The organism is Staphylococcus xylosus, from assembly GCF_002732165.1.
Taxonomy (GTDB): Bacteria; Bacillota; Bacilli; order Staphylococcales; family Staphylococcaceae; genus Staphylococcus; species Staphylococcus xylosus.
Genome location: NZ_MRZO01000001.1, coordinates 540,604 through 555,228 on the forward strand (window position 1 = coordinate 540,604; position 14,625 = coordinate 555,228).

Annotated in this window: 13 protein-coding genes; 1 reads left to right on the forward strand and 12 read right to left on the reverse strand. The window is 32.4% G+C overall.

Annotated elements, in window-relative coordinates; genetic code table 11:
• Positions 1–333: 333 nt before the first annotated feature.
• The 7 genes from BTM19_RS02665 to hflX all read right to left on the reverse strand — a co-directional run bounded on the left by BTM19_RS02665 (position 334) and on the right by hflX (position 7,970).
• On the reverse strand, positions 334–531 hold the full coding sequence (locus tag BTM19_RS02665) for a hypothetical protein (RefSeq protein ID WP_029377412.1): 198 nt from the start codon (positions 529–531) through the stop codon (positions 334–336).
• 498 nt (positions 532–1,029) lie between these two features.
• Positions 1,030–1,638, reverse strand: a complete 609-nt coding sequence (locus BTM19_RS02670) for an FMN-binding negative transcriptional regulator (protein ID WP_029377413.1) — start codon at positions 1,636–1,638, stop codon at positions 1,030–1,032.
• 392 nt (positions 1,639–2,030) lie between these two features.
• Positions 2,031–2,459 carry an Ohr family peroxiredoxin gene (locus BTM19_RS02675; protein ID WP_029377414.1) on the reverse strand — a complete coding sequence of 143 codons (429 nt, stop codon included), beginning with the start codon at positions 2,457–2,459 and terminating at the stop codon, positions 2,031–2,033.
• A 1,029-nt stretch (positions 2,460–3,488) separates the two neighbouring features.
• Positions 3,489–4,829: a type I glutamate--ammonia ligase gene (gene glnA / locus BTM19_RS02680; protein ID WP_029377415.1), complete on the reverse strand. Its 1,341-nt coding sequence runs from the start codon at positions 4,827–4,829 to the stop codon at positions 3,489–3,491.
• 20 nt (positions 4,830–4,849) lie between these two features.
• Positions 4,850–5,218 carry a MerR family transcriptional regulator gene (locus tag BTM19_RS02685; protein WP_029377416.1) on the reverse strand — a complete coding sequence of 123 codons (369 nt, stop codon included), beginning with the start codon at positions 5,216–5,218 and terminating at the stop codon, positions 4,850–4,852.
• A 261-nt stretch (positions 5,219–5,479) separates the two neighbouring features.
• Positions 5,480–6,718 carry a methionine gamma-lyase family protein gene (locus BTM19_RS02690; protein ID WP_058625730.1) on the reverse strand — a complete coding sequence of 413 codons (1,239 nt, stop codon included), beginning with the start codon at positions 6,716–6,718 and terminating at the stop codon, positions 5,480–5,482.
• Positions 6,719–6,734: 16 nt separating this feature from the next.
• A complete protein-coding gene (hflX, locus tag BTM19_RS02695) occupies positions 6,735–7,970 on the reverse strand; it encodes a GTPase HflX (RefSeq protein WP_058625731.1) in 1,236 nt (411 codons plus the stop codon).
• 104 nt (positions 7,971–8,074) lie between these two features.
• Here hflX and BTM19_RS02700 point away from each other — a divergent pair, with 104 nt between their 5' ends.
• The gene (locus BTM19_RS02700) at positions 8,075–8,548 is read left to right on the forward strand and encodes a glutathione peroxidase (RefSeq protein WP_029377419.1); all 474 of its coding nucleotides are present in this window, start codon (positions 8,075–8,077) and stop codon (positions 8,546–8,548) included.
• A gap of 416 nt (positions 8,549–8,964) precedes the next feature.
• Here the strand turns inward: BTM19_RS02700 and hfq are convergent, their stop codons facing one another.
• The 5 genes from hfq to glpK all read right to left on the reverse strand — a co-directional run bounded on the left by hfq (position 8,965) and on the right by glpK (position 14,599).
• Positions 8,965–9,189: an RNA chaperone Hfq gene (hfq, locus tag BTM19_RS02705; protein WP_029377420.1), complete on the reverse strand. Its 225-nt coding sequence runs from the start codon at positions 9,187–9,189 to the stop codon at positions 8,965–8,967.
• A 1-nt stretch (position 9,190) separates the two neighbouring features.
• The gene (gene miaA / locus BTM19_RS02710; protein WP_058625732.1) at positions 9,191–10,138 is read right to left on the reverse strand and encodes a tRNA (adenosine(37)-N6)-dimethylallyltransferase MiaA; all 948 of its coding nucleotides are present in this window, start codon (positions 10,136–10,138) and stop codon (positions 9,191–9,193) included.
• 19 nt (positions 10,139–10,157) lie between these two features.
• Positions 10,158–11,084: an alpha/beta hydrolase gene (locus tag BTM19_RS02715; RefSeq protein ID WP_058625733.1), complete on the reverse strand. Its 927-nt coding sequence runs from the start codon at positions 11,082–11,084 to the stop codon at positions 10,158–10,160.
• Between the two features lie 194 nt (positions 11,085–11,278).
• The gene (locus BTM19_RS02720; protein WP_029377423.1) at positions 11,279–12,952 is read right to left on the reverse strand and encodes a glycerol-3-phosphate dehydrogenase/oxidase; all 1,674 of its coding nucleotides are present in this window, start codon (positions 12,950–12,952) and stop codon (positions 11,279–11,281) included.
• 144 nt (positions 12,953–13,096) lie between these two features.
• Positions 13,097–14,599, reverse strand: a complete 1,503-nt coding sequence (gene glpK / locus BTM19_RS02725; RefSeq protein WP_029377425.1) for a glycerol kinase GlpK — start codon at positions 14,597–14,599, stop codon at positions 13,097–13,099.
• Between the last annotated feature and the right edge of the window lie 26 nt (positions 14,600–14,625).

Below are 14,625 nucleotides of genomic sequence, written 5' to 3' on the forward strand. Positions count from 1 at the left end.
TGATCACAATTATCCCCAGATATTATAATCTAATATTCTTTCATATAAACTTGGGTAATAATATGAGTGTGTGTTGTCACAACTTCATAGTGACAAATGTCATAAATTAAGTTCACTACAACCTTGTTTACATAATAAATATATAGTAACTTAAAGATAGCTACTCTCATAATATGAATGAGAGTAGCTATCTTTTCTCTATGATTTAGTTGTCTATTAGATAAATTACCGTTCACTACAAATTTAGGAATTGTAAATAATTAGACTAATAATTATTTATGGCAAACTTTAATAAAATAAAAAGACTGAGACATTGTTGTCTCAGTCTATATATTAACGCTCTTTTATAAAAGTTAGAATCGCATGAAATTCTTGTTCATTCGCTGAAAAAGTTCGTTCTTCAATTTCTCGCACTGTAGAATTCAATAATTTATAACCAGCAACTTCATCATCTTGTAAATAAGCATTAATGCTTGATTCTAATTCCTTTAACGATGTTGCCTTTAATGTAGATAATTTAACTTCTTGCATATTGCCATCCCCTTTAGAATTTTAAATTTATATTGCTTATATCATACTATTTAGGCGAATGACATTCAAACAATAAAACATAAATGTACGCAATTCAATAAAATTATTCACCCTTAATACAACTCTATATTGACGCGACTTATAGCTTATTTTAAAATTAAAGTTCACTAAGTATGATTGAGGTGATTATTTTCTTTAAAACAAAAGAAGTGCGTGCGTTTATTATCTATTTTGCAGTATGTCTTACTTTATTTATATTATATTTAATACCATTTTCGCACGCAATATTTGGTTAATAGCTTATATGTAAAATAAAGCTATTTGATTGAAATAACACAGTAACTAAAACTGAGTTATTTCAATCTTTTTTGTTCTCCAACCCAATCAATCTCACTTTTCAAAAATACATTATTATTTAAACCTTTAGAAATTGTTATCCAAAGTTAATTCTTTTATTTATAAAATTATATCCCCTTTTGTCCGTAAAATAGTTTTTTATCACTGTTGATCTTTTATTACATCAGCTAACAGTGAATTTAAAGGCTTTCCTGTTTGCTTAAGTTCTTTCATTATATTTTCCTTATCGTTTTGACTTCGATTTTGGCTTAATTTATATGCAGCTTCTAATTTATCTACTTTTACTTTAAATCCAATTATTCCTTTTATTTGTTGTTTCGTTTTTTCTGATAAATTCTCCCACGTTGCACCATTTAAATGATTACTTTCATATCGGTTTAGTAACATACTTAATTCTTTTTTCAATTGTTCTTCATTTAATAATTGTCCTGTTCCATATGCATGAACACTTTGATAGTCCCACGTTGGAACATCTTCAGTTTCATACCAAGTTGAAGATATATAACCATGTGCCCCTGAAAAAATAATTAGTATTTTGTCATTTCCGTCTATTGTTTGCCATTGTTTATTAGCTTTTGCAAAATGACCTGATAAATATAAACTATCCTCCCTCTCTTTAATATTAAGTGGTAAATGTGATGCGGTAGGCGTTGATCCATGATTAGTTACAATAGTTGCAAAATTATTAGCTGTAATAAAATCTTTTATATTTTCATAATCTTTCATTTCATAATATTTAGGTATATACATATAAAAGCGCCCCCTAATAGATGTTTAATGTAAAAGAAATAACCTTTAATTTTATTCTATTATACATACTCACATTTATAAAATTACTTCTAAAAAATTATTTCCTTTATAATATTTAAAATAGAGTACTTTAGTTATACAAAAAATACACTCCCTAAATGTTTACACTTTAACATGACTAAAGTGGTTATATTTAGGGAGTGTATCAGATTAAAATGGCTTTTGATAATCAACTTTAGAACTAGGGAGTTCTATATATATTTTAGCATCGTTAAGTCAATTACATATATTAGGGAAAGCCCTAAATAAAAGTAACTTCTCAGTTGTATTTACTCGCTATAATTAAAAAAGCAAATCTCCATAAATGTCACACATTAATGGAGATTTGTTTTTTAATTAACACTTACATTAATTTCAATATCTATTGTTTCTTTTAAAGCTTTTGAATATGGACAATAATTATGTGCTTTTTCTACATATAATTCTGCCTCTTCTTGACTAAGATCTTTAACTGTTACATCTAATTCAGCAGCCAACTTAACGCCACCATCTGCTTTATCCGGTAATAAATAAGCTGTCGCACGCACTTCTGGTTCAATTGAGCCTTTACCATCGCTTTTTAAAATGTGCATAAGTGCATTGTTGAAACATGAGCTATAGCCAGCTGCAAATAATTGTTCTGGATTTGATTCAGTAACACCATTTCCTCCCATTTCTTTCGGGACAGCTAAATCTTGATAAAAAGTATTGTCTTCACTAAAAACTTTACCATCTCTACCACCATTGCTAATAACAGTAACCTCATATAATGGTTTTACCATTATAACCACTCCTTCTAATTGAATAAATTATGTTTATATTAATGAATTAATCGCAATTCGTTAATAATATAACATTAATTTCTAAAAACCTAAAATTAAATGCCTAATTAAATCATACCAAATCATATGAATTACAATTTTATAAACAGAACATACTTGAAGTGAATAGATTTTTAACAGCCTAGTAAAACTATAGTCATATAATATTATTTTCAATTAATTAGAAATTCATACATTTTCCTAATCATTCACAGAATACTATTTCACAAAATAACAACACGACATCATCCCATTATAAATACTCGAATTGCATATTTTTATATTATAGTTAAAAAGCTATACTTATAATAATAGCTCGAGAAATTGCTAATACTTAATACTTGTTATTTTACTAAAACAAAAACAATCTATAAAACAGCAAAAAAAACCACCTCTTATTTAGGTGGGTTTATGCATATTCGCATAGTTTTCAAATGAGAACGGTGACTAGAAGCTTACTCATATAAGGCGTACTGAGTAGCACTAAAATATATTGCACCATATATATATTTTTATAGGAATGATTGGATGTTTAAATTCAGACCACCAGTAATCGTATTTCTTTTCTACACTAACAAATTCCCCCCTAAATTTTGTAAATAGCCGAGAACTTGCATCAACTACCAAACCATCTATGCAAAGAGAGCATATTTAGCTCTCAAGCGACCTTTCAACTTCCATTTAGTTTGGGATGCAGTTGTTGGATTAGAAAATTAGTTAAGTCCAGTTATACAAGTCCAAAGAGATTATTAATTTAATGAATGGTTAGGCTTTCACTTAATCACTTGGCGTAATGATAAACTAAGCCAAATTAAAATAGAAATAGCGAATTTTTCTAATAAAGAAATATTTCAAAACTTTCTTCACCCATTCTGCACCCAAAACACTCAATAAAAATAAAAAATGGGTGCAAAAAAACAACCCGAAATCATCCTAATAGGATGACTCGAGTTGCTTATATACCTAGTGTTTAACCCCTTTGTTTAGCACCTAGTATTGTTTGATATATTGTTCTCTTTCCCATTCAGAAACTTGAGTTCTGTAGTAATCCCACTCAATTGATTTAGAATTAATGAATTGGTTATAAATATGATTACCAAGCGCTTCTTTGATTGGCTCATTATTCTTCATAGCTTTAATTGCTGTATATAAAGTTGAAGGTAAATCTTCAATACCAACTGCTTCACGTTCTTCACGGTTCATCTCATAAATGTTTTGGTTAACTGGTTCTGGTACTTCTAATTTATTTTTAATACCATCTAAACCAGCTTGTAAGATAGCTGCTAATGCTAAGTATGGATTTGCTGCTGGATCAACTGAACGCACTTCTACACGTGTTGATAATCCACGAGATGATGGTACACGGATTAATGGAGAACGGTTTTTACCACTCCATGCAATGTAACAAGGTGCTTCATAACCTGGAACTAAACGTTTATAAGAGTTTACTAATGGATTACATACACCTGTAAATCCACGTGCATTTTTCAAGATACCTGCAATAAAGTGGAACGCATCTTTAGTCATTTGCATATCGCCATCTGGATCAAAGAATGCATTTTCTTTGCCTTTGAACAATGACATGTTAAAGTGCATGCCGCTTCCGTTCACACCAAACAATGGTTTTGGCATAAATGTTGCATGCAGGTTATGTTGACGCGCAATTGTTTTTACAACAAGTTTAAATGTTTGGATATTATCACAAGCTGTAATTGCATCCGCATATTTAAAGTCAATTTCATGTTGTCCTGGTGCAACCTCATGGTGACTCGCTTCAATATCGAAGCCCATATCTTCTAATTCTAGTACGATGTCACGACGGCAATTTTCACCTAAATCTGTTGGAGCTAAATCGAAGTAACCACCATCATCATTTAGTTCTAATGTTGGTTCACCTTTTTCATCTAATTTGAATAAGAAGAATTCAGGTTCAGGTCCTAAGTTTAATTCTGAGAATCCTAACTCTTGCATCTCATTTAACACACGTTTTAAGTTGGCACGAGGATCACCTTCAAATGGTGTGCCATCTGTTTTATATACATCACAAATTAAACGAGCAACTTTACCTTGCCCAGCAGTCCATGGGAAAATAACCCATGTATCTAAATCTGGGTAAAGGTACATATCAGATTCTTCGATACGCACGAATCCTTCGATTGAAGAACCATCAAACATCATTTCATTATCTAAAACTTTTTCTAATTGACTAACTGGTACTTCAACGTTTTTAATAACTCCTAAAATATCAGTGAATTGTAACCTTAAATATCTCACATTTTCTTCCTTAGCAAACTTATGAATATCTTCTTTAGTAAATGAACGTTTTGGCATTGTAAATGTCCCCCATTATTTTATTTGATAAAGCGTGATAAATCTCCACGGTTTATCGGAATTGCTTCTCGCTGCGGTTTCTGAGTGGCTTCAACTATCATTTGTTTTCTTGTTTCTTGTTCATCATCAGTCAGGTGATCTTGATCATCTTTTATAATTTGTTTAATTCCTTTTATATTAAAGCCCTTTTCAATTAAGCTTTTAATTTCTAAAAGTCGCTCCAAATCATTTAATGAAAAAAGTCTTTTATTCCCTTCTGATCTATGTGGTTTAAGCAGTTCATGTGTTTCATAGTAACGAATTTGCCTTGCAGTCAATTCGCTTAATTTTGTTACAACACTCATAGGGAAAACCGGCATACTTCGTCTTAATGTATCATTTGACTTCAATCCGATCACCTCTATTTTTGAACTTATAATAAATTTAGCATAATAACTAAATTAATTCAAAGATATGTAAGGTTTCCTTACATCATATCTAATCCCTTGATACAACTAAGCTCAAGACACTTTCTACTCATTGGTCAAATAAGTTTTTTGAAAATTCCTTAAATTTATTTCAAAAAAACCATATATTTTCTTTATGATTCATAAAATTAGTAGTCAATTTCAATTCGTCATAAAATAAAATATATGGTAAATAGTTATTATTTATACAAGTTGTTGTGTTTTTAATTTTTGTGCTGCTCTAGTCACAGCTAATTTAACGTGTTCATATGTTAAACCACCTTGCACATACACTTCATATGGGGGTCTTATTGGTCCGTCTGCCGATAATTCTATTGAAGAACCTTGCACAAAAGTACCCGCTGCCATGATTACATCATCTTCATAACCAGGCATATAGGCCGGTTCTGGACTGAAATGAGCATTTATCGGCGAAGCCTGTTGGATACTTTGACAAAATAAAATCATTTGTTCTTTTGTTTCGAATGACACAGTTTGTATTAAATCTGTTCGAGCAACATCATAGCGTGGTGAGGTGCGCATATCCATTTTTTCTAATAATAAACTAGTAAACAATGCGCCTTTTAAACTTTGGCTAACTACATGTGGTGCAAGAAAAAAGCCTTGATACATTTCTTGAAGTGAATTTAACGAAGCACCCGCTTCTTTACCTATTCCTGGCGCAGTTAATCGATAACCACATCTTTCGACTAGCGCTTTTTCACCTGCAATATAACCACCAATTTTTGCTAAACCGCCACCTGGATTTTTAATCAATGATCCTGCAATTAAGTCTGCACCACATTCAATAGGTTCACGTTTCTCAACAAACTCACCATAGCAATTATCTACAAAAATGATTATATCAGGATATTGTGCCTTTATTTGTTGTATTGCCTGTTCGATTAAATCTAATCTAATTGAAGGGCGTTGATCGTAACCTTTCGATCTTTGGATAGCAATTACTTTTGTTTGTGGTTTAATTTGTTTAAACACGGCTTGAATGTCAATGTCGCCCTCTTTCAAATCGACTTTATCATAACTTACACCATGTTCTTTCAAACTTTCTATCCCATTACCGTTAATACCTATTACTTCTAACAAGGTATCATATGGGTTACCTGTAATATATAAAAGTTCATCTCCATATTTCAAAAGGCTCTGTAAAGCAATCGTAATCGCGTGTGTCCCAGAAATAATTTGAGGCCTTACAATAGCATCTTCTGCTTTAAAAGCGTGTGCATAAATCTCTTCAAGGTGATCTCGACCTAAGTCATCGTAACCATAGCCTGTAGTACCTTGTAAGTCGCTTTCTGTTGCTTTGACTGCATGAAAAGCATTTAAAACTTTTTCTTGATTCTCATAGGCAACCTCTTCAATATATTTAAAATAAGGTGCTAATGTTTCTTCAGTTTCTGCAATCAGTTGTTTCATCTCTTCCATTAATCATTACTTCCTTCTACTCTTTTTTATAGCCTTTCACTTCGTAAGTCGCGGTTATTTCATTAAAATTCAATTCAGATACTAATGTATTTTGCTTTAGAAAATATAAACGATTGGCATCTGAACTCGGTACATGCTCTTCGTAATAAGTTAATACTTTTTTCACTTCATTATATAAAAGTTCTTTAACCTTTTCTATATCTTCTTGTTCTCTGCTTGAAACAAAAACATGTGGTTTATTTGTAGCTGGCAATATCCCTTCATGTAAATCTTTTTTATTAAATATAATCGCTTGAGGGATTTGTCCCATTTCTAAATCACCAATAATTTGATTTACCGTATCATATTGCGCTCGATATTCCGGATGACTACTATCTACTACATGTAATAGTAAGTCTGCATTTTTAGCTTCTTCTAAAGTGGACTTAAATGCAGCAATGAGCGTTGTTGGTAATTTTTGTATAAAGCCAACCGTATCAGATATAACAAGATTAAATCCATCATTAATTTGAATTTGTCTCGTTTTAGGGTCAAGCGTTGCGAACAACAAATTCTTTTCATATGTTGTTTCTTTAGCTAATGCGTTAAACCACGATGATTTACCAGCATTTGTGTAGCCAACAAGCGCAACTTGAAACACATGATTTTGTTCACGTTTATTACGATATCGTTCACGATGCTCTACTACAGTTTCTAACTGATGCTTGATTTCATTCATTCTTGTTCTTATGTGTCTGCGGTCCATTTCAAGCTTAGTTTCACCAGGGCCTCTTGTACCAATTCCACCACCTAAACGTGATAAACTCCGACCGTGTCCTTGTAATCTTGGCATTAAGTAATCTAATTGAGCTAACTCTACTTGTAATTTACCTTCTTTACTACGTGCTCTTAAAGCAAATATTTCTAATATAAGCTGTGTTCTATCAATGATTTTAACATTTAAATTACCGTTAAGTGTCTTAGATTGCGCTGTTGTCAATTCATCGTTCGCCACGACAACATCAATATCATGAAATTCAACATATGCTTTTATCTCATCTAATTTACCTTTACCAACATAATATTTGTTATCAACGTTCATTCTATTTTGAGTAAATTGCTCTTGAACATCCAATTGACATGTTCTGGAAAGAGATGCCAACTCTTCCATCGTGGATTCGAAATTAAAATCATTGTCTGTTTGAGCATGTACTCCAATCAATATTGCTGTTTCTAATTTTTGTTCGGTTGTATGCGTTTGATATTGGGTCATAACATGCACCTCTTTTCCAAGTTTTCTTAGCTATTCTATCATAGTGTCAATATAAAGACTATAAACTCAAATTGTGTTAAATTAATAGTAAGAGGTGAATTAAGATGACTATATATGACATAGAAGTTCAACAACCAAATGGAGAAACATATCAATTAGACGCATATAAAGATAAAGTTATGCTGATTGTGAATACTGCTAGCGAATGCGGTTTCACACCTCAGTTTGAAGGTTTACAAGAATTGTATGAGAAATATAAAGATCAAGATTTCATTATTCTAGGTTTCCCATGCAACCAATTCGGTGGCCAAGAACCTGGTAACGGAGAAGAAGCAACACAAAACTGCAAAATTAATTACGGCGTTTCTTTTCCAATGCATGAAAAAATAAATGTTAAAGGGGAAAACCAACATCCACTTTTCAAATTTTTAACAGAAGCACAAAATGGGTTATTCAATGAAAAAATCAAATGGAATTTCACAAAATTCTTAGTTGATAAAAAAGGTAACGTTGTTCACCGCTTCTCTCCGCAGAAGAAACCAGGACAAATCGAATCTGAGATAGAATCTCTATTATAATTCGAAATGATTAATCTAGATTTAGTTATCACTACTTATGATAAAACACTAAAAATAGTGACTTAAATCCCATTTCTTATAACAAAGGACTAATTCATTTTAATATGGATTAGTCTTTTTTATATACAAACCTCATCGTTTAAAACATCTATACTCATCTAGAATATAATTTAAGCATATGATATGGCACTATTGATAAAATAAATTCAAACAAAATATTATTTTGATAAATATCACTAAAATAATTAGAGGGAGAGTTGTTCCACGAACTCAAAAATTTCAGGAAAATAAAGAAAACGCCGGTTTCTATTTTGTTGCAATAGAAACCGACGTTTATGCTTTAGACAGAGATGTTTACGCCCTGCCTCTACTACTTTATACATAAAGTATCATGTTAATTTTTAATAGCATTGTATTTATACTTCCTCATTAGTGTTTGAATCGTCAATCGTAAATGTACTAATCGCATGTTTGTAAATTAAATGCTGCTTACCTTGTGATAATAAGCATACTAAATACTTATCATAATCTTCGATAATACCTTTCATTTGAAAACCATTTACTAAAAACACAACTACCTTTGTCTGATCAGCCTTAAATTGCCCAAGGAATTTATCTTGGATGTTCTCTGATGTATTCATATTATGTTCTCCTTTTCTGTATTTGGACTGAAACCTCTTCTAACATCAATGATAGTGACATTTTCTCTCTATCTAACCACAACACGTCGAGCTTGTTTTTAAACCAAGTCATTTGTCGCTTAGCGTAATTTCTAGAATGTTGCTTTAATTTTTCGGTTGCTTCATCTAAACTTAATTCTTGTTTAATGACTGGTACGATTTCTTTGTATCCTATCGCTTGCATACTTTGACTAGTTTCGTATCCATTATCAACGAGTTGTTGCACTTCACTAAGTAATCCACGTTCCAACATTATATCTACACGTTTATTAATTCTTTGATATAATATGTCACGCGACATTTCTATCCCTAATAATAATGTATCATAATTTTCAGCGAATTGTTGTACTTTCTTGCGAGAACTTAAAAGTTTTTTTGTTTTTAAATAATATTGTATTGCTCTTCTAACTCTTTTTCGATTATTTGGGTGTATGTCTTGTGCAGACACCTCATCAAAAGACGCTAAGTATTGATGCAACGCCTCATTTGATAATTGATCAAGCTCAGATAACTTTGCTTCAATTTCTAAACTTTTTTGTTCAGAAATAGTTTCATCTTCAAAGTCATAATTATAGATAAGCGATTGAATATACAGCCCCGTACCGCCTGCAATTATAGGTACACGTCCTCTTGCTGTAATCTCTTTAATTAACCGTTGTGCTCTATTTTTAAATTCATATGCTGAAAAGTTTTCATCCGGTTCTAAAATATCAATCATATGATGAGGGATACCTGACATCTCGTCTTGCATAATTTTAGCAGTTCCAATATCCATTTGTTTATAAACTTGCATTGAATCACCACTAATAATTTCACCGTCCACTTTCTTCGCTAATTCAATGCTAAATTCTGTTTTCCCCACAGCTGTCGGCCCTACTAATACGATTAAAAATGGTTTGTCGCTTTGCACGTGTATCAACTCTCTTTTTCTATTTGTACTTTTTTAAAATTTGTTTTTCTATCCATTCATACATATGTTGCCATGTTTCAGTATAACCTTGCTCAAATAATACTTCATGTCTCTTGTTTTTATATAAGTGTACAGTAATGTGCTTAACACCTGCTTTTTTATATAAATTACCTAAATTTCTTATTCCTTTACCATATTCGCTTAATGGGTCATCCTTGCCAGATATTAATAAAATTGGAAGATTCGGATCAATTTTATTTAAATTTTTACCCTTGCTTGTAAGTAACATATGCTTAATTGTTTCGTAAATCAATTGGTTAGACACTAAGAAACCTGTATAAGGATCTCTGTTAAATTGTTCCACTTCTTCAGGATCACTAGATAACCAATCACTTGTCGTTAGTTGATTAACTATATTTTTATTAAAGGTTTTATACATAGTGCGGTTCAACCAATTTAAACGACGTTTTTTTCCTGTAATTAGTGTGATTAATTTCAATACTATTCTTAGCAATGAAGCTTTATACTTAGGGTATTGTGTAGTTCCTGATAGAATTACACCTTGTGCAGCATCTGGATATTTTTGAACAAAAATGCGTGCAACAATTGACCCCATAGAGTGTCCAATTACAATGTAAGGAATATTATAATAATGCGCACACATTGTTTGTGCTATTTCATATGTATCATCAGCTACTTGCGATATATTATCTATATGACCTCTTTCACTATCGTCAACCTCTTTACCATGTCCTCTGTGATTATGACGCAATACATCGTAACCTTGCTGATTTAACGATTCTACTAGATGATCGTATCTATCCATATGCTCAGCCATGCCATGAAGTAAATGTACGATACCAATCGTTTCATTTTTTGCCTTATCCAATCTAACTTCTAACATTGTCCCATCTGAAACTGTTATTTTAAATTCATTTTTACTCATGTATTTAGCCTCCCATACTATACGATTATCATTATCTATATTATACAATATACCTTCAAACTACCATGTTATCAAATACTACGCTATACGTTTAGTCATTAGCGAAAATAACTATTACACAAAAAACAGCTACCAACTCAATAGAGTCAGTAGCTGCTTTTATTTTAAACTTTACAATACAAAGTGCCAGATGATTATTCTTTTTCTGCTGGTTGTTGGTTCCCAGTTTGTGCTTCTTCAATTGCAATTTGTAATTCTTTTGTATAAGCTTCTTTTTGAATATTAGTGTAACCTAATAAGTCACCCATAACTTCAATAACTTGTTCTTTATAATTTAATACATCATCAATTTTGAAATAAAGTTTACCAGTACGACGGATAAAGAAATCTGTTGGACGGTACACCATTTCATTTTGTATTGAATAGATTAATTCCGTATAAATATCTAACGGCAATCCAGTATCTTGATGTTGAGCTGTTTGTGCTATTTTGAATAATTCTTCAGCATTAGAACCATATTTAGAAGCAAAGTGACGTGCTGTTGCTTCATCTATTTGATATGATTTTGCTTCTTTAACTTTTTGATCGATGAATTGGTCAAAGTTTTTACTACCACCAACATCTCCGCCAGAAATTGTTAAATGTTTTGTAGCACATTTAGCAAATTTCATGCCGTATTCTTCTTTCAAGCGTTTTGATAATAAGTCTACAATTTCTAAAGCCATGTGACGATAACCAGTTAATTTACCACCAGCAATTGTTAACAGACCAGATTTACCTTCCCAAACTTCATCTTTACGAGAAATTTCAGATGGGTCTTTACCTTCTTCTAAAATTAATGGTCTAATTCCAGCCCATGATGATTCAATGTCTTCATCTTTAACATCTACATCTGGGAACATGTAATTAATTGCATCAATTAAGTAATCTCTATCTTCTTGTGTAGCAAGTGGTGAAGCTTTGTCATTATTGTAGAATGTATCTGTTGTACCTACATATGCTTTACCTTCACGTGGTATAGCAAAAATCATACGACCATCTTTTTCAGTATCGAAATAAACAGCTTGACCTAATGGGAATTTAGATTGATCAATAACAATGTGAACACCTTTAGTTAAGCGTAATTGTTTATTATTTCTAGCATAGTCACCACTGCGTACTTCGTCTACCCATGGGCCACTTGCATTGATAACTTTTTTAGCTTTAACTGGATAAGTTTCATTGTTAATTTGATCTTCTACTTGGATACCATTAACTTGTTCATTAGAATCATATGTGAAATGAACAGATTTTGTATGGTTAATAATCGTTGCGCCTTTTTCTTCTGCACGTTTCATAACTTCTATTGTTAAACGCGCGTCATCAGTACGGTACTCAACATAAGAACCGCCACCTTTAAGACCAGCTTTTTTAACAAGTGGTTCTTTTTCTAATGTTTCTTTAGCATTTAGCATTGTTTTACGTTCTGCTTTTTTAACACCAGCTAATCTATCATACATTGTTAAACCTATAGCAGTAGTGAATTTACCCATTGAACCGCCTTTATGCATTGGTAAAAGCATACGTTCAGGTGTTGTTACGTGTGGACCATTTTCATATACAATTGCACGTTCACGACCAGTTTCTGCAACAACGCCAACTTGTAGTTGTTTTAAGTAACGCAAGCCACCATGTACTAATTTAGTAGAACGTGAACTTGTACCTTGTGCAAAGTCTTGCATTTCTACTAAAGCAACTTTCATACCTCTTTGACTAGCATCTAAAGCAATACCTGCTCCAGTAATACCGCCGCCAATAATGACAACGTCAAAATCTTTATTTTTCAAATCCTTCTTGATCTGTTCTCTTTTTAATGTTGATAAACTCATAAAAACTAGGCCTCCTAAAATAATAAAAAAAGAGAGACTCATCCCATACATATATAATTGTACGAACGAAATCTCTCATTTCTCATCTCTGTATTATTAACTTACCCATATTGTAGCATACATAACAACATTTAGTCTATTTTTTTATTCATCTTCTAATTTAAAAACTTGAGTTGCTTCTACAGCTTTCTTCCAGCCTTTATATAATTTTTCTCTTTCTTTATCTTCCATATTAGGCGTAAAGTCTTTTTCAAGTTTCCAACGATTAGCAATTTCATCTTTACTATCCCAGAATCCTACTGCAAGTCCCGCTAGGTATGCAGCACCTAAAGCTGTCGTTTCATTAATCTCTGGACGTTCTACACCAACATTTAACAAGTCAGCTTGAAATTGCATAATGAAATTATTTTTTACAGCGCCACCATCAACACGTAAATTATTCACTGTAATGTCAGAGTCTTTTTCCATAGCTTCTAATACATCACGTGTTTGATAACATAATGATTCTAATGTTGCGCGGATGAAATGTTCTTTTTCTGTACCACGTGTTAAGCCGAAGATTGCACCTCGTGCTTCTGCATCCCAATAAGGTGTGCCTAGCCCAACAAATGCTGGCACAACATATACACCTTCTGATGATTCAACACGCTCTGCGTAGTTCTCTGATTGTGGTGCAGAATTAATCATTCTTAGACCATCACGTAACCATTGGATTGCAGAACCAGATACAAAAATAGAACCTTCAAGTGCATAATTCACTTTACCATCTATCCCATATGCAATCGTTGTTAACAAACCACTCTTAGATGTAACAGCTTCTTCCCCTGTATTCATCAACATGAAACCACCAGTGCCGTAAGTATTTTTCACATCACCACGGTTAAAACAAGCTTGTCCAAATAAAGCGGCTTGTTGGTCACCAGCAATACCAGAAATTGGTACTTCTTTACCGAAGAAGTGATAATCAATAGTATTTGCATAGACCTCACTTGATGCTTTTACTTCAGGTAGCATAGAATTAGGAATTTCTAAAATATCAAGTAACTCTTGATCCCATTCTAAATCGTGAATGTTATAAATTAATGTACGACTTGCATTTGTATAATCTGTAATATGTGCTTTACCGCCAGATAATTTCCAAACTAACCACGAATCAATCGTTCCAAATAATAGTTCGTCATTGTCAGCTTTTTCTCTCGCGCCTTCAACATTATCTAAAATCCATTTTACTTTTGTACCTGCAAAGTAAGGATCTAATAGCAAACCAGTCTTCTCACGGAATTTATCTTCGAGACCTTGTTCTTTTAAATCTTGACAAATGCTTTGAGTTTGACGAGATTGCCATACAATTGCATGATAGATAGGACGTGACGTTTCCTTATCCCATACTACTGTTGTTTCACGTTGGTTAGTAATACCGATACTAGCGATTTGATCTGCACCGACATTTCCTTCATTTAAAACTTCGGCGATAACCGCTAAAACGGATGTCCAAATTTCATTCGCATCATGTTCTACCCAACCTGATTTAGGGAAGTATTGCTTAAATTCGCGTTGTGCTACACCTTTGATTTTACCGTCTTGGTCAAAAAGAATCGCTCTTGAACTTGTAGTTCCTTGGTCAATTGATAAGATATATTTTTCCATAATTATAATCTCCCTTTTATCATGTT

Coding starts and splice junctions, on each gene's coding strand:
- hfq (WP_029377420.1), bottom strand. CDS start 9,189: ATGAATACATCAGAGAACATCCAAGATAAATTCCTTGGGCAATTTAAG.
- glnA (WP_029377415.1), bottom strand. CDS start 4,829: ATGCCAAAACGTTCATTTACTAAAGAAGATATTCATAAGTTTGCTAAG.
- hflX (WP_058625731.1), bottom strand. CDS start 7,970: ATGACCCAATATCAAACGCATACAACCGAACAAAAATTAGAAACAGCA.
- BTM19_RS02690 (WP_058625730.1), bottom strand. CDS start 6,718: ATGGAAGAGATGAAACAACTGATTGCAGAAACTGAAGAAACATTAGCA.
- BTM19_RS02670 (WP_029377413.1), bottom strand. CDS start 1,638: ATGTATATACCTAAATATTATGAAATGAAAGATTATGAAAATATAAAA.
- BTM19_RS02665 (WP_029377412.1), bottom strand. CDS start 531: ATGCAAGAAGTTAAATTATCTACATTAAAGGCAACATCGTTAAAGGAA.
- BTM19_RS02675 (WP_029377414.1), bottom strand. CDS start 2,459: ATGGTAAAACCATTATATGAGGTTACTGTTATTAGCAATGGTGGTAGA.
- glpK (WP_029377425.1), bottom strand. CDS start 14,599: ATGGAAAAATATATCTTATCAATTGACCAAGGAACTACAAGTTCAAGA.
- BTM19_RS02700 (WP_029377419.1), top strand. CDS start 8,075: ATGACTATATATGACATAGAAGTTCAACAACCAAATGGAGAAACATAT.
- BTM19_RS02720 (WP_029377423.1), bottom strand. CDS start 12,952: ATGAGTTTATCAACATTAAAAAGAGAACAGATCAAGAAGGATTTGAAA.
- BTM19_RS02715 (WP_058625733.1), bottom strand. CDS start 11,084: ATGAGTAAAAATGAATTTAAAATAACAGTTTCAGATGGGACAATGTTA.